The organism is Pseudomonas sp. MF6394 (genome assembly GCF_002018845.1).
Classification (GTDB): Bacteria; Pseudomonadota; Gammaproteobacteria; order Pseudomonadales; family Pseudomonadaceae; genus Aquipseudomonas; species Aquipseudomonas lactis.
The window spans coordinates 1-22,329 of record NZ_MVOJ01000034.1 but is presented as its reverse complement, the minus strand read 5'-3'; the positions used below and the strand labels follow the sequence as shown (position 1 = coordinate 22,329).

General features: G+C 60.5%; 23 protein-coding genes and 1 tRNA gene. 14 read left to right on the top strand and 10 right to left on the bottom strand.

Going from position 1 to position 22,329, the window contains the following annotated elements; all coding sequences use genetic code 11:
* The first annotated feature begins 13 nt into the window (after nt 1-13).
* The 5 genes from dapA to MF6394_RS26705 all read left to right on the top strand — a co-directional run bounded on the left by dapA (nt 14) and on the right by MF6394_RS26705 (nt 3,702).
* The gene (gene dapA, locus MF6394_RS26725; protein ID WP_014717368.1) at nt 14-892 is read left to right on the top strand and encodes a 4-hydroxy-tetrahydrodipicolinate synthase; all 879 of its coding nucleotides are present in this window, start codon (nt 14-16) and stop codon (nt 890-892) included.
* A gap of 17 nt (nt 893-909) precedes the next feature.
* Nucleotides 910-2,025: an outer membrane protein assembly factor BamC gene (gene bamC / locus MF6394_RS26720; protein ID WP_044272801.1), complete on the top strand. Its 1,116-nt coding sequence runs from the start codon at nt 910-912 to the stop codon at nt 2,023-2,025.
* Nucleotides 2,026-2,029: 4 nt separating this feature from the next.
* Entirely contained in the window at nt 2,030-2,788 is a 759-nt protein-coding gene (locus tag MF6394_RS26715; protein WP_003189469.1) for an MBL fold metallo-hydrolase, read from the top strand.
* Between the two features lie 27 nt (nt 2,789-2,815).
* The gene (gene purC / locus MF6394_RS26710) at nt 2,816-3,529 is read left to right on the top strand and encodes a phosphoribosylaminoimidazolesuccinocarboxamide synthase (protein WP_010212191.1); all 714 of its coding nucleotides are present in this window, start codon (nt 2,816-2,818) and stop codon (nt 3,527-3,529) included.
* A gap of 83 nt (nt 3,530-3,612) precedes the next feature.
* Nucleotides 3,613-3,702: transfer RNA gene (locus tag MF6394_RS26705), tRNA-Ser, on the top strand.
* A 95-nt stretch (nt 3,703-3,797) separates the two neighbouring features.
* Here MF6394_RS26705 and MF6394_RS26700 read toward each other — a convergent pair.
* Together MF6394_RS26700 and MF6394_RS26695 are read right to left on the bottom strand one after the other, a co-directional pair.
* On the bottom strand, nt 3,798-4,091 hold the full coding sequence (locus MF6394_RS26700) for a type II toxin-antitoxin system RelE family toxin (RefSeq protein ID WP_047710304.1): 294 nt from the start codon (nt 4,089-4,091) through the stop codon (nt 3,798-3,800).
* Nucleotides 4,081-4,320 (bottom strand): type II toxin-antitoxin system RelB/DinJ family antitoxin, encoded by a 240-nt coding sequence (locus MF6394_RS26695; RefSeq protein WP_020301039.1) that lies wholly within the window; start codon nt 4,318-4,320, stop codon nt 4,081-4,083. The genes MF6394_RS26700 and MF6394_RS26695 overlap by 11 nt, the downstream gene beginning before the upstream one ends.
* A gap of 642 nt (nt 4,321-4,962) precedes the next feature.
* Between MF6394_RS26695 and MF6394_RS26685 the strand changes: the two genes are divergently transcribed.
* Nucleotides 4,963-5,214, top strand: a complete 252-nt coding sequence (locus MF6394_RS26685) for a DUF6124 family protein (RefSeq protein WP_069558504.1) — start codon at nt 4,963-4,965, stop codon at nt 5,212-5,214.
* Between the two features lie 72 nt (nt 5,215-5,286).
* On the opposite strand, the gene MF6394_RS26680 is transcribed toward MF6394_RS26685, so the two are convergent.
* From MF6394_RS26680 to MF6394_RS26670, 3 genes are all read right to left on the bottom strand, one after another.
* Complete coding sequence (locus MF6394_RS26680; protein ID WP_003189535.1) at nt 5,287-6,513, bottom strand: MFS transporter; 1,227 nt, start codon at nt 6,511-6,513, stop codon at nt 5,287-5,289.
* Between the two features lie 243 nt (nt 6,514-6,756).
* The gene (nadS, locus tag MF6394_RS26675; RefSeq protein WP_003189536.1) at nt 6,757-7,044 is read right to left on the bottom strand and encodes a NadS family protein; all 288 of its coding nucleotides are present in this window, start codon (nt 7,042-7,044) and stop codon (nt 6,757-6,759) included.
* A gap of 52 nt (nt 7,045-7,096) precedes the next feature.
* A complete protein-coding gene (locus tag MF6394_RS26670) occupies nt 7,097-8,041 on the bottom strand; it encodes a LysR family transcriptional regulator (RefSeq protein WP_003189537.1) in 945 nt (314 codons plus the stop codon).
* Nucleotides 8,042-8,198: 157 nt separating this feature from the next.
* On the opposite strand from MF6394_RS26670, the gene MF6394_RS26665 reads away from it, so the two are divergent.
* The 4 genes from MF6394_RS26665 to MF6394_RS26650 all read left to right on the top strand — a co-directional run bounded on the left by MF6394_RS26665 (nt 8,199) and on the right by MF6394_RS26650 (nt 12,972).
* On the top strand, nt 8,199-9,515 hold the full coding sequence (locus tag MF6394_RS26665; RefSeq protein WP_032892903.1) for an MFS transporter: 1,317 nt from the start codon (nt 8,199-8,201) through the stop codon (nt 9,513-9,515).
* An 11-nt stretch (nt 9,516-9,526) separates the two neighbouring features.
* Nucleotides 9,527-10,759 carry a Zn-dependent hydrolase gene (locus tag MF6394_RS26660; RefSeq protein WP_078467887.1) on the top strand — a complete coding sequence of 411 codons (1,233 nt, stop codon included), beginning with the start codon at nt 9,527-9,529 and terminating at the stop codon, nt 10,757-10,759.
* 73 nt (nt 10,760-10,832) lie between these two features.
* Entirely contained in the window at nt 10,833-11,870 is a 1,038-nt protein-coding gene (locus tag MF6394_RS26655) for a histone deacetylase family protein (RefSeq protein ID WP_078467886.1), read from the top strand.
* Nucleotides 11,871-12,069: 199 nt separating this feature from the next.
* Nucleotides 12,070-12,972 carry a LysR family transcriptional regulator gene (locus MF6394_RS26650; RefSeq protein ID WP_069558517.1) on the top strand — a complete coding sequence of 301 codons (903 nt, stop codon included), beginning with the start codon at nt 12,070-12,072 and terminating at the stop codon, nt 12,970-12,972.
* On the opposite strand, the gene MF6394_RS26645 is transcribed toward MF6394_RS26650, so the two are convergent.
* Both MF6394_RS26645 and MF6394_RS26640 read right to left on the bottom strand, forming a co-directional pair.
* Nucleotides 12,964-13,722: a substrate-binding domain-containing protein gene (locus MF6394_RS26645; protein ID WP_044272858.1), complete on the bottom strand. Its 759-nt coding sequence runs from the start codon at nt 13,720-13,722 to the stop codon at nt 12,964-12,966. The genes MF6394_RS26650 and MF6394_RS26645 overlap by 9 nt on opposite strands.
* Complete coding sequence (locus MF6394_RS26640; protein WP_044272859.1) at nt 13,719-15,026, bottom strand: MFS transporter; 1,308 nt, start codon at nt 15,024-15,026, stop codon at nt 13,719-13,721. The genes MF6394_RS26645 and MF6394_RS26640 overlap by 4 nt, the downstream gene beginning before the upstream one ends.
* Before the next feature lie 197 nt (nt 15,027-15,223).
* Here MF6394_RS26640 and MF6394_RS34365 point away from each other — a divergent pair, with 197 nt between their 5' ends.
* The 3 genes from MF6394_RS34365 (at nt 15,224) to MF6394_RS26630 (ending at nt 16,902) form a co-directional block, all read left to right on the top strand.
* Complete coding sequence (locus MF6394_RS34365) at nt 15,224-15,367, top strand: hypothetical protein (RefSeq protein WP_003189552.1); 144 nt, start codon at nt 15,224-15,226, stop codon at nt 15,365-15,367.
* Nucleotides 15,368-15,558: 191 nt separating this feature from the next.
* The gene (locus MF6394_RS26635; RefSeq protein ID WP_014717462.1) at nt 15,559-16,482 is read left to right on the top strand and encodes a LysR substrate-binding domain-containing protein; all 924 of its coding nucleotides are present in this window, start codon (nt 15,559-15,561) and stop codon (nt 16,480-16,482) included.
* 57 nt (nt 16,483-16,539) lie between these two features.
* A complete protein-coding gene (locus tag MF6394_RS26630; RefSeq protein WP_047710307.1) occupies nt 16,540-16,902 on the top strand; it encodes a 5-carboxymethyl-2-hydroxymuconate Delta-isomerase in 363 nt (120 codons plus the stop codon).
* A 109-nt stretch (nt 16,903-17,011) separates the two neighbouring features.
* On the opposite strand, the gene MF6394_RS26625 is transcribed toward MF6394_RS26630, so the two are convergent.
* From MF6394_RS26625 to MF6394_RS26615, 3 genes are all read right to left on the bottom strand, one after another.
* Nucleotides 17,012-17,947: a LysR family transcriptional regulator gene (locus MF6394_RS26625; RefSeq protein WP_044272861.1), complete on the bottom strand. Its 936-nt coding sequence runs from the start codon at nt 17,945-17,947 to the stop codon at nt 17,012-17,014.
* A gap of 137 nt (nt 17,948-18,084) precedes the next feature.
* Complete coding sequence (locus tag MF6394_RS26620) at nt 18,085-19,272, bottom strand: cyanate transporter (RefSeq protein ID WP_078467885.1); 1,188 nt, start codon at nt 19,270-19,272, stop codon at nt 18,085-18,087.
* 214 nt (nt 19,273-19,486) lie between these two features.
* Complete coding sequence (locus tag MF6394_RS26615) at nt 19,487-21,109, bottom strand: 5-guanidino-2-oxopentanoate decarboxylase (RefSeq protein ID WP_078467884.1); 1,623 nt, start codon at nt 21,107-21,109, stop codon at nt 19,487-19,489.
* A 111-nt stretch (nt 21,110-21,220) separates the two neighbouring features.
* Between MF6394_RS26615 and MF6394_RS26610 the strand changes: the two genes are divergently transcribed.
* Nucleotides 21,221-22,093: a LysR substrate-binding domain-containing protein gene (locus MF6394_RS26610; RefSeq protein WP_069558516.1), complete on the top strand. Its 873-nt coding sequence runs from the start codon at nt 21,221-21,223 to the stop codon at nt 22,091-22,093.
* Nucleotides 22,094-22,329 lie beyond the last annotated feature (236 nt).

The window sequence follows — 22,329 nt, the reverse complement described above, 5'->3', positions numbered from 1 at the left end:
CAGGAGCGGTTGCATGATTGCGGGCAGTATGGTGGCACTGGTCACACCCATGGATGCACAAGGTCGTCTCGACTGGGACAGCCTGGGCAAACTGGTGGACTTCCACCTGCAAGAGGGCACCAACGCCATTGTGGCGGTCGGCACCACAGGTGAATCGGCCACCCTCGATGTGGAAGAACACATCCAGGTGATCGAGTTCGTGGTCAAGCGCGTGGCGGGTCGCATTGCCGTGATCGCCGGTACGGGCGCCAACTCGACGCGTGAAGCGATCGAACTGACCAAGAACGCCAAGAAGGCCGGCGCCGACGCTTGCCTGCTGGTAACCCCGTACTACAACAAGCCGACCCAGGAAGGCTTGTACCAGCACTTCAAAGCCATTGCCGAAGCCGTGCAGATCCCGCAGATCCTCTACAACGTGCCGGGCCGCACCGCGTGCGACATGAAGGCCGAGACCGTGATCCGCCTGTCCACCGTGCCGAACATCATCGGCATCAAGGAAGCCACCGGCGACCTGCAGCGCGCCAAGGACATCCTGGCCGGCGTGAGCAGCGACTTCCTGGTGTATTCCGGTGACGACGCCACCGCTGTCGAGCTGATCCTGCTGGGTGGCAAGGGCAACATCTCCGTGACTGCCAACGTGGCCCCGCGCGCCATGAGCGATATGTGTGCCGCCGCCATTGCCGGCGATGCAGCCACCGCTCGTGCGATCCACGAGAAGCTGATGCCGCTCAACAAGACACTGTTTATCGAATCCAATCCTATTCCCGTGAAGTGGGCACTGTTTGAGATGGGCCTGATGCCGGACGGTATCCGTCTGCCGCTCACCCGCCTCAGCGAAGCCTGTCACGAACCGCTGCGACAGGCCCTGCGCCAGTCCGGCGTCCTGGTTTAATTGAGGAAGCACTACGCATGAAGCGATTGGCCGGACTTTCCGCACTTGCCTTGATTATCTCCAGCACCAGTGGCTGCGGTTGGGTATGGGGCCCGGAAGGCTACTTCCGTGACCGCGGCAGCGATTACCTGGAAGCGCAAGCAACCAAACCGATGCAACTGCCGCCTGATGTCAATGTCGCCAAGCGCCTTGACCCGTTGCTGCCGATCCCACGCAACGTCGCCGACGACACGGTCAAGGGTGAGTACGTAGTGCCGCGCCCACAGCCGATCATGGCCGTGGCCGATGCCAGCGACTACAGCCTGCAAAAAAGCGGCGACAACCGCTGGATCGTGGCTCAGCGTCCACCTGCCGAAGTCTGGCCGGTGGCGGTGCAGTTCTTCCAGGACAACGGTTTCCGCCTTGACCAGCAGCGCCCGCAAACCGGTGAGTTCACCACCGCGTGGCAGCAAGGTCGTGAGCTGTCTGCCAACATGGCCCAGCGCCTGCTGGCGGGCGGTGTAGCCGCTGACAGCGAAGCCCGTGTGCGTGTGCGCATCGAGCCTGGCGTGCAGCGCAACACCAGCGAAGTCTATGTAGTCAGTGCCGAACGGCCTGCCGGCAGCACGGCCAACGTCGATTTCACCCCGCGCTCGGTCAACACCGGCGTTGACGCCGCGCTGGTCGACGAGATGCTGGCCAGCATGAGCCGTATCTCCGAGAAGGGCGGTTCCGTTTCCCTGCTCGCCGCCCGTGATTACGACACCCCTAGCCGCGTCAGCCTCACCGAAGACGGCAGCGGCAACGTCGTGCTGAACCTGGGTGAAGACCTCGACCGCGCCTGGGCCAGTGTTGGCCGCGCGTTGGAGCAGGGCCCTTGGCGCGTTGAAGACATCAACCGCAGCCTGGGCCTGTACTACATCAACGTGGCTGAAAAGGCCGAGAAGAAAGACGACGAGCCAGGTTTCTTCGGCAAATTGTTCGGCAGCGCGCCGACCAAGGAAGAGATCGAAACCCGTGCCGAGCGTTACCAGGTTCGTTTGAGCAAGGTGGGCGAAAGCGTGCAAGTCACCGTCGAGAAGAACATCAACACCGTCGCGCCAGCTGAAACAGCGCGCAAAGTGTTGGGCGTGATTCAAGACAACCTGGGCTGATCCGATGCGTTTTGCCGTTCTCGGCAGCGGTAGCCAAGGGAACGGTACGCTGGTCGCCCATGATGACACGTACGTGCTGGTCGATTGTGGTTTCTCCCTGCGCGAAACCGAGCGGCGCCTGTTGCGCCTGGGGGTTCACCCCACGCAACTGAGCGCGATTCTGGTAACCCACGAACATGCCGACCATGTGCATGGCGTGGGTTTGCTGTCTCGGCGCTACAATTTACCGGTGTACTTGAGTCGCGGCACGTTGCGCGGGATGCGCAAACCCATTGAGCCTGCTGGCTTCCTGGCCGGTGGTGAGCAACTGCAAATTGGCGCCCTGAGCATCAATGTTGTTGCGGTTGCTCATGATGCCCAGGAGCCGACGCAATATGTATTCAGTGACGGTGAGCGGCGCTTCGGTGTGCTCACCGATCTGGGTTCTTATTGCGCCAAGGTGCTGGAGGGTTACCGGGATCTCGATGCCTTGATGATCGAGTCCAACCACTGCCGAGACCTGCTGGCACGCGGTCATTACCCTTACTTTCTCAAGCAGCGGGTGGGCGGCGAGCTGGGACATTTGAACAACCATCAGGCCGCATACCTGGTGTATGAGTTGGGCTGGCAAGACCTGCAACACCTGGTCCTGGCTCACCTCAGCAGCAAGAACAACCTGCCGACGCTTGCCCGGCAATGTTTTGTCGACACCCTAGGGTGCGACCCGGACTGGCTGCAACTGGCCGATCAAGATTCAGGGCTCGACTGGCGACACATCGCCTAGCCCACCTTACTCAAAGCGGAGCCCATCATGGAAAAACGTGAAGAACTCTACCGCGGCAAAGCCAAGTCGGTGTACAAGACCGACGACGCCAACCGCCTGATCCTGCTGTTTCGCAACGACACCTCGGCGTTCGACGGCAAGCGTATCGAACAGCTTGACCGCAAAGGCATGGTGAACAACAAGTTCAACGCCTTCATCATGCAGAAACTCGAAGCGGCCGGTATCCCGACCCAATTCGACAAACTGCTGGGCGACAACGAATGCCTGGTCAAGAAGCTCGACATGATCCCGGTGGAATGCGTCGTGCGTAACTACGCCGCCGGCAGCCTGGTCAAGCGTTTGGGCGTGGAAGAGGGCCTCAAGCTCAACCCTTACACCTTCGAACTGTTCCTGAAGGACGACGCCAAGGGCGACCCGTTCATCAACGAATCCCACGTCGTGGCGTTCGGCTGGGGCACCGCTGAGCAACTGGCGCGCATGAAGGAGTTGTCCCTCAAGGTCAACGACGTGCTGAGCAAGCTGTTCGACGATGCAGGCCTGTTGCTGGTGGACTTCAAGCTCGAATTCGGCGTATTCCACGACGGCTCCATCGTCCTGGGCGACGAATTCAGCCCGGACGGCTGCCGCCTGTGGGACAAGGACACCAAGAAGAAGATGGACAAAGACCGCTTCCGCCAAGGCCTCGGTGACGTGATCGAAGCCTACGAAGAAGTCGCCAATCGTCTCGGCGTACCGCTGTAATCGACGCAAGCATCTGATAGCACGGAAAAAAATCGCTTCGGCGCTTTGCATCCATCAATCATGCTGTTATGATGCGCGCCGTTGGAGAGATGCCAGAGTGGCCGAATGGGACGGATTCGAAATCCGTTGTACCTTCACCGGTACCTAGGGTTCGAATCCCTATCTCTCCGCCATTACATAGAAAAAGCCCTGTAGCTGAATAAGCTGCGGGGCTTTTTCGTTTCCGGCCGTTATTAACGGCTGCTTCAGGGATTTGTTGTAGTCCTGCCTAGCGCTGTTCAAGGCGCTCAGACGCTTTGCGATAAGCCTGATCACGCTCACGTTTATCAACGGCGACCACGAACACCGTAATTTCCTGATCGATCACTTGATACACCAGCCTGTACCCGTTGCTACGCAGTTTGATCTTGTAGCAGTCAGGCAGGCTATGTAGGCGATTAGCCTCAATACGTGGGTTGTTCAGGATTTCGACTAGCTTCTTTTTGAGTTGCTGACGGAGGGTGTCACCGAGCTTTTGCCATTCCTTCAATGCACGCGCATCAAAATCAAGGCTATAGGTCATCCAAAGAAACCCTCACGCGTTGAGGCGATGCAAGACGCTCACGTACGGTCGCCATCAAGGCTTCATCCTCTTCAGTCATCAGCACAGGCTTAAATGGCAACTGGCCGCGCTCGGCAACATATTGCAGCGCCTGGCGTATCAGTTCGGAAGGGGTGACACCGAGTTTCTCCAGCTCCAAGTAGGCGCGAGTTTTCAGGTCGTCATCGATACGGATGTTGATAGATGCCAAAGGATAACTCCTTGTGTAATGACGTTGGTCATTACATTGGAGCAATCGGGTTTCATTGGCAAGTCTGTCTGGACATACGGCAATCGCTCTCATCTGTTGACCCTACTTTTTGGCAGTCGGCTTCGTCGGGCGCTTTTTATCGGTTTCTTTCACCGTTTCCCTTGGTCTTTTCTTCGCCTCTTGCTCTGTTACGTATTCACCTGTGACCGCATCGCGATATCTTGTTGGCATGTAAGCACCCTTGACAGTATGCCGCCCCGGCGGCGACCTTTTTCAGGCTAGCTCAGAGGCTTATGCGCACAAGGTTTCCTGTGGGCATTCTGGTTACCAAGCTTTTCCGAAACAGGCGCTTACGTTATGCGGGGGCGGCAGTTTTCGGGCAGGGTTGCGCTGGCTGGGGTAGGGCGCTAACCTTCCGCCGTCGCCCTCATGGCGACCGGTTTTGACAGACTGATTTACAGGTGTACGACCTCCATGCGATTACAGCGTTTCTGCTGTGACGTCGTTTTATGGCGGCTGTGCGTGGGGCATCTTCGGGTGCGCCGGGTCCTGTATACCGGTCTGTCAACCCGCGCACAGCTGCCACCTGATCCTGTTTGACAGCGGGATGTGGCAGTTCCCATTGCATACAGGAGCTACACAATGAGCAATCTCGATTCTGATTCCGAATTTTCCCCGCGTAAAATATTCCATGTAGGCGCCGACGTCGGCACCGAAGAAGCCCTCACAAACGCCACCGAAATCCTGTCATCTGCCCTGCAAACCGCTTACCAATGCGCCGAAGATCCAGTCAGCACGCAGTCGCCCGTGATCATGGCCCTGGCTCAATTGATTGAGAACGCGCAAGCCTTGGTGGACGCTGTCCTGGAGCGTGCTTTCCCCACGGCCAAATAAATACCTGCTTCTGAAACGAAAAAAGCCTGCTGAACTCAACGCTCAGCAGGCTTTTTTGTGGCTGCAACTCGGTCAGGCAGGCTGCGCCACCAAGCTGTTGCTCACCTTGCGGCCCAACACCAGCACGGTCGCAAACCCCAACCCCACCAACACAGTGGCCAGGCTCAACAACACCGCGCTGCCCATTTGGTCGACGATCCGTCCACCAAAGAACGAGCCCAGGGCAATGATCACCTGAAACAGCGCCACGAACAGCGGCATGCCTCGTTCCACGTCCTTGGGCGCCACCACGAACATCCAGATACTGGCGCAGGCCGGGAAGGCGCCAAAGGCAAAGCCCCAGAGTGCGATCAGCACCACGGCGCCTGTCATACCGGTGGCGAAGTAGGGGAACAGGGCGGTGCTGGTCCCGATCATCAGCGCGACCAGCAGCAAGGTGTTACGCACGCTGCGGTTGGCGGCGAAGCCGGCGAACACATTGCCCAGTACGCCTGCCACGCCATACAGCAGCAACAATGAGCCAATCGTCGGCCCGTCGAAGCCGGAGCTGTGTTTGAAGAACGGCGCGACATAAGTGTACGCAGCAAAGTGCGCCAGGCCGATCAGCAGTACGGCAATCAACCCGACCCGCGCTTGTGGGTTGATAAACAGGGCTGGCAGGTCACGAACCTCAATGGCCTTTTCCGGTTTGAGGCGCGGCAGTAGGAAGACTTGCGCCAGCAGCACTGGCACTCCCACCAGTGCGGTGACCAGAAAGGTCATGCGCCAGCCCATCAGGCCGCTGAGCCAGGTGCCTACGGGCACGCCGAGTACGGTGGCTAGGGTCACGCCCATCATGATGATCGACGTGGCTTTTGCGACGCCGACGCCCTTGGGCGCCAGCCTGCCGCTGAGGGCGATGGCCGTGGCCCAGAAGCCGCCGATGCTGATGCCGAGCAATACACGCCCGAACAGCAGCAGGCTGAAATCGGTGGCAAAGGCCACCACCCCGTTGGCGAGGATCATGACCAGCGTCAGGCCGATCAGCAGATAGCGGCGGTCCATGGCGCCAATGCCAACCGACAGCAGCGGCGCGGCAAGGGCCGCCATGATGCCGGGCAGGGTGACCATCAGGCCGGCGTGGCCGGCACTGATGCCCAAGTCGCTGGCGACGTCGTTGAGCACGCCCACCGGCAGAAACTCGCTGGTCACCAGGGCAAAGGCACCCACGGCGACCGAAAGAATCGCCAGCCACTGCTGTTTGACGCTTTGTTGATTATGTTCGGGAAGGCCGTTAGAGGCCTGGCTCGCGCTTGGCATGGTGTGGGATTCCAAGGTGAAAGTCGCCTGAAGTCAGACGCAGGAGAGGGACGCTGGGGGCGATTATAGGAATCAGTGCTGGCAATCGAGCAGGCGCTCGTTTCGATAGTAATCATCAGTGCTATCGATGTGAGATTTTAAAGAGCCTTAAATCTGCCGCACAAACGAAAAAGCCCGTCGCTGAGTCAGCTCCGAGCTTTTCCGGTTATGACGATGTTCAAGCCGCAGCGGTGGAGTCTTATTTTAGCTAGCCAATGCATTCAGTACATGGACTGGGTCATTATGGATAGCTTTCAACAATGCCTTTGCTGGTCCGGTAGGTTCACGACGACCCTGCTCCCAGTTACGTAATGTGCCAAGTTGCACATCAATCAGCGCTGCGAATTTAGCCTGGGTCAGCCCTGTCGCCTTACGGATCTCTTTGACTCGCATTGAATCAACATGGAATTCACGAGAAGGTTCGCGTTCTCCGCGCAGGATCTCGTTCATCTCTTGAACGCTTTCCATCAATTCATCAAAAAATCTGCTCATAGCTATCTCCAGTGCTCAATCGCAGCCTTCAGTGACTTGCGCTCGTCGGCAGTCAAGATACGTCGGCCAACCGCCCCAAAAGACACTCAATAAACACCCCCTCCGCCCGGCTCATCTTCTGCTCCCGGTTCCACAACAGGTGAATATCCACATCCGCAATTCCCTCATCCGGCGGCAACCGCCACAGCAGCCCGTTCTTCACATCGTCCGCCACCACATGAGTCGGTAAGCAGCCCAAACCAAACCCCGCAATCACCAATCGCCGCACTTCTTCCAGGCTGGATGACGACGCCACGATCCGCCCGCCGAACCCTTGCTGATCGCGAAAAATCGTCAGTGGCGAGAGCATCCCGCCGATCTGGTCGCTGGTAAAACTCACGAAGTTTTCCGACTGCAAGTCCCCTTCGACCAAGCCTGTGCGTCCGAACAGGGGGTGGTGTTTCCCACAAAAAAACGCATAGCGCTGACGCAGAAACAGATGCTGTTCCAGGCGCGGCTGTGGCCGACGGTTGAGGCTCAGCCCCAGGGTCGCGGTTTTTTCCAGCAGGGCGGCGACGATGTCGGAGCTGCGCATCACTTCGACCTCCAGGTCTACGCGTGGATGCTCGCGATGAAAGCCTGCGAGAAAGTCATCGAACGTGTCGGAATTAATCCGGCTGATCATCAGCAAGCGCACCTTGCCGATCACTTCATCACCCGGCTTTTGCAGGGCGTTGCTCATCTGCGAGACCTGGCCGTACATCTCACCGGCAATGGCGAAGATCTGCTCACCGGCCTCGGTAAGCACGAAGCGCGGGCCACGGCGCAGGATGAGCTGGCAATCGAGCTGTTCTTCCAGGCGCTTGAGCGCCTGGCTGATCGCCGGCTGCGTGAGGTGCAGGCGGGCGGCGGCGCGGCTGATGCTCAGTTCCTGGCCGATCACGCGGAAGGTGCGCAGCAGGTTCCAGTCCAGGCGGTCATTGAGCAGGGGGTGAATATCGCGGCGAGATTCGGGCATGGGGTCGCTCGATAATAAGCAGTTCTTATAATCAAGATAATAAATAGAAAATTGACTAATCATAGCCCCAGGCCGAAAAATCGGGCTTAACAAGCGCCACCAGAGCGCACTGGTTTGACCTTCTCCTGCCAAAACAATAACCAAAGGAGCCAGCCCCATGAAGCCTTCCGCTTCGCCGCAGCCTCGCCGTGCCGCGGCCGCCGCTTTTATCGGCACCATGATCGAGTGGTACGACTTTTACATCTATGCCACCGCTGCGGCGCTGGTGTTCGGTCAGCTGTTCTTCCCCTCAGACGATAAATTGTTCAGCACCATGGCCGCCTTCGGCACCTTCGCCGTGGGCTTTTTCGCGCGACCTTTGGGTGGCGTGGTATTCGGCCATATCGGCGACCGCATCGGGCGCAAGAAGTCCCTGGTGATCACCCTCGTGATGATGGGCGTGGTGACGGTGTGCATCGGCCTGTTGCCGACCTATGCCCAGATCGGCGCTGCGGCCCCGGTGTTGCTGATTTTGCTGCGAGTGGTGCAGGGCATCGCGGTCGGCGGCGAGTGGGGCGGGGCGGTGTTGATGGCCGGGGAACATGCGCCGAAGGGGCGCCGTAACTTCTTTGCATCCTTTGCGCAGTTGGGTAGCCCGGCCGGTTTGATTCTTTCCTTGCTGGCGTTCAGCGCTGTCACCCGTCTGCCGGAAGAAGACCTGCTCAGCTGGGGCTGGCGCCTGCCGTTCCTGGCCAGCGCCTTGCTGTTGGTGGTCGGCCTGGCGATTCGCCTGGGTGTGAACGAGTCGCCGGAGTTCCTCGAAGACAAGGCCCTGGCGGAAAAAGCCCGCGCCATCAAGAAAGACCAAGCCCCTGTGCTGGAAGTGTTGAAGACGGCTTGGCGCCCACTGTTGTTGTGCATTGGCGCCAACACGTTGGGCATTGCCGGCGTGTATTTCACCAACACCTTCATGATTGCCTACAGCACTCAGCAATTGGACCTACCGCGATCGCTGATCCTGGAATGCCTGTTCTTCGTGGCCATTATCCAGTTCTGCGTTCAGCCATTGGCCGCCTGGGTGGCAGAGAAGGTCGGCGCTACGCGGTTCCTGTGCGCCATGTGCGTACTGGCAATGGCTTCGCCGTATCCGATGTTCGTCTTGGTCAGCAGCGGCCAGGCGCCCTTGATAATCCTCGGCATCGCCTTGGCGGTGGTGTGCATGGCGTCGTTCTACGCCGTGATCGCGGGTTATGTCAGCGGCCTGTTTGAAACCCGTGTGCGCTACACCGCGATCTCCCTGGCTTACCAGGTATGCGGCGCGTTGGCCGGTGGCTTGACGCCGCTGATCGGCACCTGGCTGGCCCATCAATACCTGGGCCAATGGTGGCCGATGGCGGTGTTCTACAGCGTGATCGCAGGGGTGTCGTTGGTGTGCGTACTCGCTTTGTCCCGCCGCCACGCGACGGCTCATCGCCTGGAAATGGCACACAGTTAAGGGAGTCAGCAATGTTGAAGATTAATGGCGAGCGCCTGTCGCATAGCCTGATGGCCATGGCCGAGATCGGCGCGACGGCACGCGGTGGCAGCTGCCGTCTGGCATTGAGCGCCGAAGACAAGGCCGGTCGGGAGCTGTTCAGTCACTGGTGTAAAGCCGCTGGCCTGACGTTGAGCGTGGACGCTATCGGCAACCTGTTCGCTCGCCGCGCGGGTACCGACAATGACGCCGCCCCGGTGATGATGGGCAGCCACCTGGATACCCAGCCCGAAGGCGGACGCTTTGATGGCGTGTACGGCGTGTTGGCTGGCCTGGAGGTGATCCGCAGCCTTGACGACCACGGTATCCAGACACGCAAGCCATTGGAAATTGCGGTGTGGACCAACGAGGAGGGCGCCCGTTTCACCCCGGCCATGCTGGGCTCCGCGGTATTCACCGGCACGCTCGCCCTGGACAAGGCACTGGCCACCGCCGATGTCGACGGTATCAGCGTGGCCGAGGCGTTGCGCACCACCGGCTACAACGGTGAGCGCCCGTTGGGTGGCGCAGTGGATGCGTATTTCGAGGCGCATATCGAGCAAGGCCCGATCCTGGAGGACAACGCCAACAGCATCGGCGTAGTCACCGGTGGTCAAGCGATTCGTTGGCTCGATGTGCGGGTCGAAGGTATGGCCGCGCACGCCGGCACCACGCCGATGCCGTTGCGTAAAGATGCGCTGTACGGCGCGGCGAAAATGATCCAGGCCCTGGAAAACCTCGCTGCCGATTTTGCCCCGCAGGGGCTCACCACTGTGGGTGAACTGAGCATCGCTAAGTCGTCGCGCAACACCATTCCCGGCTTGCTCAATTTTACCGTCGACCTGCGCCATCACCACGACGCCGATATCGACGCCATGGAGCAGCAAGTGCGTGCACGCCTGCAGGCAATCGCGGACAACCGTGGCCTGAGCGTCACCATCACGCCGCACTGGATCAGCCCGGCCACGCCGTTTGACGCCGAGTGCGTGGCCTGCGTGCAGGCTGCGGTTGACGCCTTGGGCTACAGCCAGCAGACCATCGTCAGCGGCGCCGGCCATGATGCGATTCACCTGGCGCGCTATTGCCCCACCGCGATGATCTTCATCCCCTGCGTCGGCGGCCTCAGCCACAACGAAGCCGAAGATGTCTTGCCCGACGATGTACGCCAAGGCACCGATGTCTTGCTCAACGCCGTGTTGAAACGCGCCGGGCGCGTTCATTTCTAAAGGCCGACGCCGTACCCCTGTGGGAGCAGGCAAGCCAGCTCCCACAGGTGCCGTGTTTACTCAGGAGCATCCTATGAAGACGTTTTTCCACCCCGAACAACTCCTGCATCATCCACGCAGCTACTACTCTCGCGGCCAGATGCGCACGCCCCAGGAGGTTCCCGAGCGTGCGCGCAACCTGCTGCTGGCTGCGCAAACCCTGGGCTTCGATATCCAGCAACCGACCGATTACGGTATGGATCCATTGCTCGCTGTACACGGCGGCGCCTACCTGGCTTTTCTTCAAGAAGCTCACCAGCGCTGGAAAGAGATCCCCGAAGACTGGGGCGACGAAGTCATGTCCAACATCTTCGTACGTGAACCCAATGCCCTGCGCGGCATCCTGGCCCAGGCTGCGCGCTACCTGGCCGATGGCAGTTGCCCGATCGGTGAGCTGACCTGGCGCTCGGCTTATTGGTCAGCCCAGAGCGCCATCGCCGCAGCGGGTGACATCCTTGATGGCGCACCTGCCGCCTACGCCTTGTGCCGGCCCCCGGGCCATCACGCCCGCTTCGACGCGGCCGGTGGCTTCTGTTACATCAACAATGCGGCCGTGGCTGCGCAAGCACTGCGCCAAGGTTTCCAGCGTGTCGCCGTGCTCGATACCGATATGCATCACGGGCAGGGCATCCAGGAAATTTTCTACGACCGCGATGACGTGCTGTATGTGTCGATCCACGGCGACCCAACCAACTTCTATCCGGGCGTGGCAGGCTTTGCCGAGGAAAAAGGCAACGGCGTCGGCGAAGGGTACAACCTCAACCTGCCTATGCCCCATGGTGCCAGCGAAGCGGTGTTCTTCGAAAAGCTGGAGCAGGCCCTGGCAGCGGTGAAGCGCTTCTCGGCGGATGTGCTGGTGTTGTCATTGGGCTTTGATATCTACGAGCTGGACCCCCAAAGCAAAGTCGCGGTGACGCGCGAAGGCTTTGCGCGGTTGGGGCAGCGCATTCGAGGGCTGGGGCTGCCGTGCCTGATCGTGCAGGAGGGTGGTTATCACCTGGAGACGCTGGACAGTAACGCTCAGGCGTTTTTCAGTACGCCAGCGGCTTGGGAGAAGCGATCAGGCGACTAAGTGTTAAAAGCCTGTTGATCAGTTTTCAGCAGGCTTTTCATACATTGATGGGCGCTCGTTCGGCGGCCGATAACCCGCTGATATGTATGACTCCATATGTGTAACAGGATTATCTCGGCAGACCCTCTCGGCACACATGGCGCCCCACCGGTTCCCATACGATAATGCTCGCCACCTCGACCACTTTGGCCTGCCTCCCGTGATCATCAACTTCGACCTCAACGACCTCCAAGCCTTCCGCGCCGTGGTGGACAAGGGCAGTTTTCGTGGCGCTGCCGAGGCCATCCGTATCTCGCAACCGGCCCTCAGCCGGCGTATCGAAAAGCTCGAATCGGCGCTGGATGTAAAATTGTTCGAACGCACTACGCGGCGGGTCAGCCTGACCATGGTCGGGCGTGCGTTTTTGCCCCAGGTCGAGCGCATGCTGGATGATCTCGACATCGCGCTGATGGGTATCAGCAACGTTGCCTCGACGCGCATGGGGAATGTCACCATCGCCTGCGTGCCGTCTACCGCGTACTACTTCATGCCCCACGTGATCTCCGAATTCCACAAGCTGTATCCGAAGATTCGCCTGCGGGTGTTGGATGCCAGTGCCGGCGAGGTGAGCAATGCGGTGGCCAGCGGCGAGGCGGACTTTGGTGTGAGTTTCAGCGGCAGCCTGGCCGATGAGGTGGAGTTCGAGTTGCTGTTGCAGGAGCGCTACGTGCTGGCCTGTCGGCGTGATCACCCTCTGGCTGAGCGTGACAGCGTGAGCTGGACCGAGGCCTATGAGCATGACTACATCGAGGTGGACAAGACGTCGGGCAACCGCTTCCTGCTCGACCAGGCCCTGCGTGGGGTGCGGGTGAAAAAGCCGAGTATCTGCGAGACGCACCACGTGACCACCATGATCGGGCTGGTGGAGGCGGGGTTGGGCGTAGCGATGGTGCCGTCGATTGCGATGCCGGCGCACACTCACCCGATTCTGGTCAGTGTGCCGCTGGTGGAGCCTCATGTGCTGCGCAATGTGGGCTTGATCAAGCGCCGCGGGCGGACGTTGCCACCGGCGGCGCTGGAGTTGGAGCGTTTGGTGCGGGAGATGCCGTTCCGGTCAGCGTGACACCGAGTCCAGGCCGGTGGATTGCACCTCCGGTTGGGCCTCGGGCGATGCCATGAACTGCAACAGCGCCTTGGCCCGCTCCGGGTGTTCGGCGTTCACCGGAATACCGGCGGCAAAACGGGTAACGGACTGCACGTCTTCCGGGATCTTGCCTACAAACGTTACACCCTTGACCGGCAACAACTCCGCCACTTGCTGCAAGCCGACTTCGTAATCGCCCTTGGCTACCTGCTCGCCCACCGGCACGCGTTCGATCATGGTGCCTTTGGCCGGCATGCCGAGTTTCTTGAACAATTGCTTCTCGACGTACACGCCGCTGGCGCTATCGGAATAGGCCACCGACTTGGCTTTGCTCAGCACAGCCTTGAGCTCGGCATCGGTATTGATCGCAGGTTTGGCTGCACCTTCCTTCACCACCAGGCCGATCCGCGAGTCCGCCAATTCCACGCGGGAGGCGGGGTCGACCTTGCCTTGTTTGATCAACTCATCCAGGGCATAGCCGACCATGATCACCACGTCGGCGTGTTCGCCACGGGCCAGACGGTTGGGAATCGCTTCCGGCGCCTTGCCCATGGACGGGCCAAGGATGGTGTCGAGGGTATCCCCGCTTTGCTCGGCGTATTGCGGACCGAGCAATTTATACGCGGCGGTGAAGCCGCCCGAGGTCATGACCTTGAGTTGCTCGGCCTGGGCGGTCAGCGCCAGGGTGCCGAGGACGACAGCGGTGAGGGTCTTGAACAGCGGCTTCATTGCGCGGCCTCCTGCATGACTTGGCCACGGGTGTTGGCGCGGCGATACAACGCCAGGGTCGAACACAAGGCACACAGCGCGGCGAAGATCATCCAGTACGCAGGTGAAGCCTTGTCTTCGGTGATGTGAATGAACCAGGTCGAAATCGCCGGGGTAAAGCCACCGAACACTGCCGTCGCCAGGCTGTAAGCCAGGGAGAAACCCGCCACGCGCACTTCCACCGGCATGATTTCGGTGAGCGCCGGGATCATCGCGCCGTTGTACATGCCATACAGGAACGAGAACCAAAGCAGGGTTTCCAGCATGTGTGCAAAGCTGGGGGCGTTGACCACGTAGGACAGCGCTGGATAAGCCGTAAGGACAGTCAGCACCGTCATGGCGATCAACACCGGTTTACGGCCGAAGCGGTCGCTTAACGTGCCGCCGATCGGCAGCCAGAAAAAGTTCGAAATCGCGACCAGCAAGGTCACCAGCAAGGCGTCCGAGGTGCTCAGGTGCAACACGGTTTTGCCGAAGGTCGGTGCGTACACGGTGATCAGGTAGAACGCGGTGGTGGTCATGGCCACCATCAGCATGCCGCCGATGACTACGGTCCAGTTCTTCACCAAGGTCGCCATCACTTCACGCATGGTCGGGCGATGCTTGCGGTTGGCGAACTCTTCGGTTTCCTGCAGGTTGCGACGCAGCACAAAGATAAACGGAATGATCACGCAACCGACGGCAAACGGAATCCGCCAGCCCCAATCGGCCACCACCGCAGGTTCCATCCACACGTTCAAGCCATAACCCAGGGCTGCGGCGACGACGATGGAGATCTGTTGGCTACCCGACTGCCAGCTGGTGTAGAAGCCTTTACGGCCTGGCGTGGCCATTTCGGACAGGTACACCGACACGCCACCCAGTTCCGCGCCGGCCGAGAAGCCTTGCAGTAGGCGCCCCAACAGCACCAGCAATGGCGCCCATAGGCCGATGGTCTGATAACTCGGTACCAGCACGATCAGCAGCGTACCGCTGGCCATGATCGACAAGGTCACGATCAAGCCTTTGCGACGGCCCACGTCATCGATGTAGGCACCCAGAATAATCGCGCCCAATGGCCGCATCAGGAAGCCCGCGCCGAACACGGCGAAGGTCATCATTAATGACGCAAACTCATTAGCGGCCGGGAAGAACGCGGCAGCGATATAGGTGGCGTAGAAACCGAACAGGAAGAAGTCGAACTGTTCGAGGAAATTGCCCGAAGTCACGCGCAATACCGCGCCTACTTTCGAGGGGGCAGCCGCAGGCCGGGAAGGGGTCGTCATGGTTTTGTGTCTCCAGCGTTCTTTTTAAAGTGCTTGTTTCGCTTAAGACTTGGGATAGTGGCTGACACATTTAGAAATGATAAGTGACAAATTTGGATTGATTGATGTGTGTTGGCTATCAATCTGAGCCCGCTTCAAAACGGCTTGCCGTGTTCTATGCTTGAGCCTGGGTCCAATTCTTATCGGCGGAGGTCGCTATGGGGAACGAACAGCAGCACAACAAGCCGGAGCGTGAAGAACCCCGGCAGCCGCGCGAAGACGAAAAACCGCAAACCTGGAAGCATCCGGACGACGGCACCGAGCTTTCCGAACGTGACCAGGAACGTCCGCTAAAACCCTGAGCATCAGGTAAAACGCGGTCTAATTGTGGGAGCGGGCTTGCTCGCGAAGGCGGTGTGTCAGTCAACGGAGTCGTCGGCTGAACCATTGCATTCGCGAGCAAGCCCGCTCCCACATGTTTTACCGTGCACATAGACGCAGCTCCCCAGCCTTCCTAAACTGCCGCTTGTCTTGGGGAAAGGGGCAGGCGCCGATGAATCGCAATGAATTACGCAAGGCCGACATCAACCTGATGGTGGTCTTCGAAGCACTGATGCTCGAGCGCAATGTGACGCGGGTGGCGGAGAAGCTGTTTCTCGGCCAACCGACCATCAGCTCGGCCCTCAACCGCCTGCGTACCCTGTTCAACGACCCCCTGTTTATTCGTGTCGGCCATCGCATGGAGCCTACGGCGCGTGCCGAGGAGATCATCCAGCACCTGTCGCCGGCTTTGGACTCGCTGTCTTCGGCCTTGAGTCTGACCCATGATTTCGACCCGTCCATCAGTACCATGACTTTCCGCATCGGCCTGTCCGATGACGTGGAGTTTGGCCTGCTGCCACCTTTGCTGCGCGCCTTGCGCCAGGAAGCGCCGCAGGTGGTGTTTGTGGTGCAGCATGTGGACTACTGGCGCATTCCCGACCTGCTGGCTTCCGGCGACATTACCGTCGGCATCACCCAGACCCGCGGGCTGCCGGCCAATGCCAAGCGCAAGCTGTTGCGGCACATCCGCCCGTGCCTGCTGCGTGCCGATGCCTCGGATACACCGCTGACCCTCGACGAATATTGCGCACGGCCCCACGTGTTGGTGTCCCACACCGCCAACGTGGCCGGGTTTGCCGATGAGTGGCTGGCAGAGGTGGGCCGCAAACGCCATGTGGTGCTCTCGGTGCCGCAATACAGTTCGTTGCCGGCCTTGCTTGCCGGCACCGACATGATCGCCAGCCTGCCGGATTACACCGCCCAGGCCATGGCTGCCAGCGGAAACCTGTTCTGCGAGCCGTTCCCGTTCGAAACCCCGACCCTGGATTTGTCCATGGTGTGGCTCAGCCACGTTGACACCGACCCGGCGGAACGCTGGATGCGCTCTCGGTTGGAGGCATTCATGAGTGATAGAGGGCTGGTGGCCAAGGCTTGAGGTGTTTTTCCGTGGTATATAGCTAGGCATCTTCCTACAAAAAACTCGGAGAAAAGCATGCCGCACCTGCACGTGGAACACACCGCCAACCTGACGCAACTGGACACTGACAAGGCCCTGTTGCGCCTTAATCATGCGTTGGTGGCCTCCGGTCAGTTCGGCGCCGAGTTCGACATCAAGAGCCGTGCGGTGACGGTCGAGCGTTTTCGGGTCGGCACAGGCCTGGGGGAGCGCGGTTTCGTTGCGGTGCGTTTGGCGTTATTGAGCGGGCGTTCGCCGCAGGTCAAGAAACAACTGTCAGAAAGCCTGCTGGCGGTGCTCCAGGACCTGGGCCCGTGGCCCGAAGGTGTGCAGGTACAACTGAGTGTCGAGCTGCTGGATATTGATCGCGATTCCTACAGCAAAATCGCCATCGGCTGACTCACCCCCCCCCCTGTAGGAGCGAGCTTGCTCGCGAAGATCGCTAACGATAACGCGGGGTGCCTGATTCACAGCGGCGCACTCTGGTTCTTCGCGAGCAAGCTCGCTCCTACAACAGGCCTTGGTCCGCGCACACCTTCACCACTTGTTCACGAAACCAGGTATTGGCGCTGTCCTGCCCACTGGTTTCGTTCCACTGCATATCCAGGGTGAAGCCCGGCAACCCATTGGGGGCTTCGCAAACACCGAATGCCGGCGCTGGCGCCAGCAACCTTTGCACGCGGCGGGGCAGGGTGACGATGAAATCGGTGCCGGCAATCATCTTCAATGCCGCGCTGTAGCTGTTGGCCCGCGCGATCACTTGGCGCTTGCGGGCCTGGCGGGCGAGCCAGCCGTCGATCATGTTGGTGTCGGAGGTCCAAGGCGTTGGGAATACGTGGCGCCGCTCAACGAAGGATTGCAGGCTGAACGCCGATTCCCTGGGCGCAGAGCGTTGGTCGCACACGCAGACCAAGTCGTCCTCCAACAGCATCTGGGTCTTGAAGTCTTTATGGGCGCGGTGAAAGTGCGGGCCGAAGCAGATCACCAGGTCCAAGCGACCTTCACGCAGGTCGTCGGCGGGGATGTCGGTTTCCAGCTTCTGCACATTGACGATCACCGGCAGGTCGGCATGGTCGAAGCGCTTGAGCAGGCGCGGCAGGATCAACTGTTCGAAATATTCTGGCGCGCACACATTGAAGGTCACCGCCTGTTGGGTCGGGTCGAACGCCTGGCCACCGGCGTGGCACAGGTTGATGCTTTCCAGAATCTTCTGCACATGCTCGTACATGGTGGTGGCCTTGTACGTAGGGCGCATGCCCGCGCGGGTGTTGATAAACAGCTCATCTTCAAAGCTGGTGCGCAGCTTCTTCAGGCTGTAGCTCACAGTGGACTGGCTGACGAACAGCGTTTCGGACACCTCGGTAACGCTGCTCTGGTCGTAGACGGCGATAAACACCATCAAATCCTGCATATCGAGCTTTCTGAGCAAGTTACTGTTTAACATCGGTTTCGTCCGTAAACCCTTTGTACCGAACTCAGTACAAGACTGAGCAAAATGTTAACGGAACGCTCGTACCAATAGAAAGCTCTGTAGGACGCTTCAATGTTTTGTGTGGGACAAAAAGTGTTTGCAATACGACGTCAGCGGATATGGCGTGCGTAATGCGCCGGGTTGAACCGCATCACGATCAGCAGCATCAGCCCGCTCACAGCCATCAATGACCACCAGGCCCATTCGAAGCTGCCCAACCGGTCGCGGATCATGCCGGCGATCAGCGGCGACAGGCCGGCAATCAGATAACCGATGCCCTGCACGAATGCGGTAAGGCCACCGGCGCGGCGTGGGTTGTCGAGGTGGTCCAGGGACAGGATCAGGCTCATCGGGAACAGGCCGCCAATGCCCAGGCCGAGCAGGCAGGGCCACAACAGGCTCCAGTGTTGCGGGCTGAGGATGAGGCCGCAGAAGCCCAGGATGATCAATACCAGCAGCACCGCCACCACGCCGCGTTTATCCTGGCGGCGGTTGGCGATGGCGGGGGTGACCAGGCCGGAGATCACTTCCATGGCGGTCAAGAAGCCCAGCAGCAAGCCGGCATTCTGTTCACTCCAGCCCTGCTCGACGTAGTACGGCGCCAGCCACGCCAGCACACAGGTGTAGGACGCGGTGCCGAGGCCAAAAAAGATCGCCAGCAACCAGGCGCGGCGGTTGCTGAAAAATGCCTCCTGGGGCCCCGAACCGGCTTGAGGCAAGGGCGGCAGGGCCGAACGCTGGGCATACCAGAACACCAGGGCCAGCAACGCCAGCACTGCCCAGATTGCCAGGCCGATACGCCAACTGCCGGTCCGGGCTTGTACCAACGGTGAGAACGAAGCTGCCAGGGCCGCGCCGCCCATGATCGCGGTGACATACAGGCCCATGAACAACGAGACGTTGGCGCTGAACCGCGACTTGATCAGCGCCGGCATCAACGCCTGGATCAGCGCAATGCCGACACCCGCGGCAATGGCACTCACGATCAGCTCCAGCGCCGAATCCAGGAACAGCCGCGACACAGTCGCCAGCCCAATCACCAGCAGCGACAACACAATGCTGCGATGCTCGCCCACGCGCTTGGCCAGGCCCATGCCAAAGAACATCGCCAGGCCCATGGCCATGACTGGCAACATGGTCAGTAAGGCGGCGCTGCTGAAACTTAGCGGCACATCCGCGCGAATTGACGCCAGCAGCGGCCCCACGGCTGCCATCGAGGGGCGCAAGTTGAGGGCGACGAGCACCACGCTGACCATCAGCCATACGGCGGTGGTGGATTTTGCCTGAACGTTTTCCATGGGCTTGCCTTGAATGAACAAGGGCGAATCAGGCCATGCAGCGTGTAGCGGGGCAAATCAGAAAGTCGCAGGGGCTATTGAAAAAATGCGGATGCCGAGTGGGGAGGTAAGCGCGCATTGGGCGTTGGCTGGCGGGCCGCCTTCGCGAGCAAGCCCGCTCCCACAATTTGATCGCGGAGCGTCGGGGAGATATGGGTTGGCTGTCAGGCCGGGATTACAGGCTCGGTAACTCCCACCGCCCCTGGTCGATTTCAAGCAGCGTCGGCCCCTGGCGATCAGCGGCGGCACGTAAAGCAGTGCGCAACGCTTCAATGCCATGGACGCTTTGCGCTGCGCAGCCCAGGGCCTTGGCCACACCGATAAAGTCCGGCGTGTAGATGTCCACACCCACTGGCTCGATATCACGGTTGACCATGTACTTCTTGATCTCTTCATAACCCTGGTTATTCCACAACAGCACGATCACCGGTGTACGCGCCTCCACCGCGCTGGCCAGTTCCGGCAGGGTAAATTGCAGCCCGCCGTCGCCGATCAGGCACACCACCGGTTGGCCATCGCCGCGCCCGAGCCAGGCGCCAATGGCGGCGGGCAGGGCATAACCCAGGGTGCCGTACCCGGTGGAGGCGTTGAACCAGCGGCGTGGGTGGTCGAGGTTCAGGGTCAGGTTGCCGCTGTACACCGGTTGAGTGGAGTCGCCCACGAACACCGCGCCGGGCAGTTCCTCCAGAACGGCGTTGAGAAACCGGGTTTGCGTGCGCGTCGCAGCGTCCCACGCAGGTTCCAGCTCGGCCCACAAACGGGCGACGCGTGCGGTGCCCCAATCGGGCGAGCGAGGCGCCAATGGCTGACGGTTCACTTCGGTGAGCAGCGCCTGGGCGGCGATGCGTGCGTCGGCCACTAGCGCAACTTGAGGCGGGTAGTTGCGTACGGTCTGGTCCGGGTCGATATCGATGCGCAGCAGCGTACCGGGAATGTCGAAACCACCGGCGAAGGTGACGTCGTAGTCGGTCTCCGCCAACTCCGTGCCGATCGCCAGCACCACGTCAGCTTCAGCCACCAAGGCACGGGTGGCGGGCAGTGTTTGCGTGGAGCCGATCAGCAGTGGATGCGCGGCGGGCAACAGGCCCTTGGCGTTAATGGTCAAGGCCACGGGCGCGCCGAGGGCTTCTGCGAGACGGGTCAGTTCGGCGGCGGCGTCACTGGCGCCGCCACCGGCCAGGATCAGCGGGCGCTTGGCCGCAGCCAGCCTCTGGCTCATCTGCTGCACGGCCGCCGGTGATGCGCCAGCGCGTGCGACGCTGACAGGCGTGCTGCCCAGCAACGCGTCGGCATTTTCCACCAGTACATCCAGGGGAATCTCGATATGCACCGGGCGCGGCCGACCGGCCTGGAACAACGCGAATGCCCGCGCCAGTACGCCCGGCAGTTCCGCCGCCGACATCAAGGTGTGGGAGAATGCCGCCACCCCGGCCACCAGCGCGCTCTGGTTCGGCAGCTCATGCAACTTGCCGCGCCCGCCGCCCAGTTGGCTGCGTGACTGCACGCTGGAAATCACCAGCATCGGGATCGAGTCGGCATAGGCCTGGCCCATGGCTGTGGTGATATTGGTCATCCCAGGGCCGGTGATGATAAAGCACACCCCCGGCTTGCCGCGGGTACGCGCATAGCCGTCGGCCATGAAGCCGGCGCCCTGTTCGTGGCGCGGGGTGACATGCCGGATGCTGGAGCGCGCCAAGCCCCGGTACAGCTCCACGGTGTGCACGCCGGGGATGCCGAATACGTGGTCCACGCCGTAGCTTTCCAAAAGGTGCACCAATACTTCGCCGCAGGTCGCCATACAGGTCGCTCTTGTGAGGGATTCGAAGCGCTATTGGAGCGGTTGGCCGGTGGCGGCAACAATCGATAAAAAGTCATACTCGCCATGTCCTCCCGTCATGGCTGCGCCCCGATGAAACGCCTTCCACCGTTACCTGCGTTGCACACCTTCTGGGTCACGGCTCAGTGCTGCAACTTCACCCATGCCGCCGAACACCTGCACATCACCCAGGGCGCGGTGAGCCGGCAGGTGGCTGGGCTGGAAAGCCAGTTGGGCTACGCGTTGTTCCAGCGCCAGGCGCGGGGCTTGAGCCTGACGCAGGAGGGGCGAGAATGGCTGGCGTGCGCGCAACAGGTGTTCGGCTTGCTCGCTGACGCGGTGGAACACATCGGTGACCGGCGCCGAACCTTGCAGCTCAAAGCGTCAACCTGCGTGATGCGCTGGCTGTTGCCACGCTTGCTGCACTGGCAAAAAGAGCGCCCGGATGTGCCGGTGGAGCTCACCACGACGGTGGCCTATAACGTCGACTTTCGTCGTGAGCCGTTTGACGCGGCGGTGATCTACGGGCCTATCGCCGAGCAGCCGGCCGAGGCGCGGCATCTGTTCGACGAGCGCCTTACGCCGGTCTGCGTGCCTGGGTTGCTGGGCAATTTGCGTACGCCGCAGGATTTGCAGCATCAGGTGTTGTTGCACCCGACCCGAGACGAGCGCGATTGGACGTTGTGGCTCAAGGCTGCCAATGCCTGCTTGAGCGATCCCATCCAACGGCATCACTTCGAAACGTTGGACTTGGCAATGACTGTGGCGTCCCAGGGCACTGGGGTGGCGATGGGCGACAGTGCGCTGATTGGCGAGGATCTGAAGGCGGGGCGGTTGGCGATGCCGTTTGAACTGCGGGTGTCGACGGGGATGGGGTATTACTTGGCGTATCCGCCGGGGAAGGAACCGTCGGTTGGGTTGGTCGAGCTGATGGATTGGTTGGTCAGTGAGGCCAGTGTGGGCTGACAGCCAACGCCTATCTACCTGACTCGCCGCGATCCAACTGCGGGAGCTGGCTTGCCTGCGATGGCGGCCTGAAAGCCAACGCCTATCTACCAGACAACCCACGATCCAACTGTGGGAGATTCTATGGTTGAGGGGCAACCCTCAACCAACCTTTGGCTGATATTCGCTTTGCCCTTTCAGTAGAGCGAACACCACTCGAGCAAGCTTGCGAGCCAATATTACCAACGCTTGAGTGG

What these genes read in the sequence shown, in the direction of transcription:
- dapA (WP_014717368.1), top strand. Translation starts at nt 14, where the DNA reads ATGATTGCGGGCAGTATGGTGGCACTGGTCACACCCATGGATGCACAA.
- bamC (WP_044272801.1), top strand. Translation starts at nt 910, where the DNA reads ATGAAGCGATTGGCCGGACTTTCCGCACTTGCCTTGATTATCTCCAGC.
- MF6394_RS26715 (WP_003189469.1), top strand. Translation starts at nt 2,030, where the DNA reads ATGCGTTTTGCCGTTCTCGGCAGCGGTAGCCAAGGGAACGGTACGCTG.
- purC (WP_010212191.1), top strand. Translation starts at nt 2,816, where the DNA reads ATGGAAAAACGTGAAGAACTCTACCGCGGCAAAGCCAAGTCGGTGTAC.
- MF6394_RS26700 (WP_047710304.1), bottom strand. Translation starts at nt 4,091, where the DNA reads ATGACCTATAGCCTTGATTTTGATGCGCGTGCATTGAAGGAATGGCAA.
- MF6394_RS26685 (WP_069558504.1), top strand. Translation starts at nt 4,963, where the DNA reads ATGAGCAATCTCGATTCTGATTCCGAATTTTCCCCGCGTAAAATATTC.
- MF6394_RS26680 (WP_003189535.1), bottom strand. Translation starts at nt 6,513, where the DNA reads ATGCCAAGCGCGAGCCAGGCCTCTAACGGCCTTCCCGAACATAATCAA.
- nadS (WP_003189536.1), bottom strand. Translation starts at nt 7,044, where the DNA reads ATGAGCAGATTTTTTGATGAATTGATGGAAAGCGTTCAAGAGATGAAC.
- MF6394_RS26670 (WP_003189537.1), bottom strand. Translation starts at nt 8,041, where the DNA reads ATGCCCGAATCTCGCCGCGATATTCACCCCCTGCTCAATGACCGCCTG.
- MF6394_RS26665 (WP_032892903.1), top strand. Translation starts at nt 8,199, where the DNA reads ATGAAGCCTTCCGCTTCGCCGCAGCCTCGCCGTGCCGCGGCCGCCGCT.
- MF6394_RS26660 (WP_078467887.1), top strand. Translation starts at nt 9,527, where the DNA reads ATGTTGAAGATTAATGGCGAGCGCCTGTCGCATAGCCTGATGGCCATG.
- MF6394_RS26655 (WP_078467886.1), top strand. Translation starts at nt 10,833, where the DNA reads ATGAAGACGTTTTTCCACCCCGAACAACTCCTGCATCATCCACGCAGC.
- MF6394_RS26645 (WP_044272858.1), bottom strand. Translation starts at nt 13,722, where the DNA reads ATGAAGCCGCTGTTCAAGACCCTCACCGCTGTCGTCCTCGGCACCCTG.
- MF6394_RS26640 (WP_044272859.1), bottom strand. Translation starts at nt 15,026, where the DNA reads ATGACGACCCCTTCCCGGCCTGCGGCTGCCCCCTCGAAAGTAGGCGCG.
- MF6394_RS34365 (WP_003189552.1), top strand. Translation starts at nt 15,224, where the DNA reads ATGGGGAACGAACAGCAGCACAACAAGCCGGAGCGTGAAGAACCCCGG.
- MF6394_RS26635 (WP_014717462.1), top strand. Translation starts at nt 15,559, where the DNA reads ATGAATCGCAATGAATTACGCAAGGCCGACATCAACCTGATGGTGGTC.
- MF6394_RS26630 (WP_047710307.1), top strand. Translation starts at nt 16,540, where the DNA reads ATGCCGCACCTGCACGTGGAACACACCGCCAACCTGACGCAACTGGAC.
- MF6394_RS26625 (WP_044272861.1), bottom strand. Translation starts at nt 17,947, where the DNA reads ATGTTAAACAGTAACTTGCTCAGAAAGCTCGATATGCAGGATTTGATG.
- MF6394_RS26620 (WP_078467885.1), bottom strand. Translation starts at nt 19,272, where the DNA reads ATGGAAAACGTTCAGGCAAAATCCACCACCGCCGTATGGCTGATGGTC.
- MF6394_RS26615 (WP_078467884.1), bottom strand. Translation starts at nt 21,109, where the DNA reads ATGGCGACCTGCGGCGAAGTATTGGTGCACCTTTTGGAAAGCTACGGC.
- MF6394_RS26610 (WP_069558516.1), top strand. Translation starts at nt 21,221, where the DNA reads ATGAAACGCCTTCCACCGTTACCTGCGTTGCACACCTTCTGGGTCACG.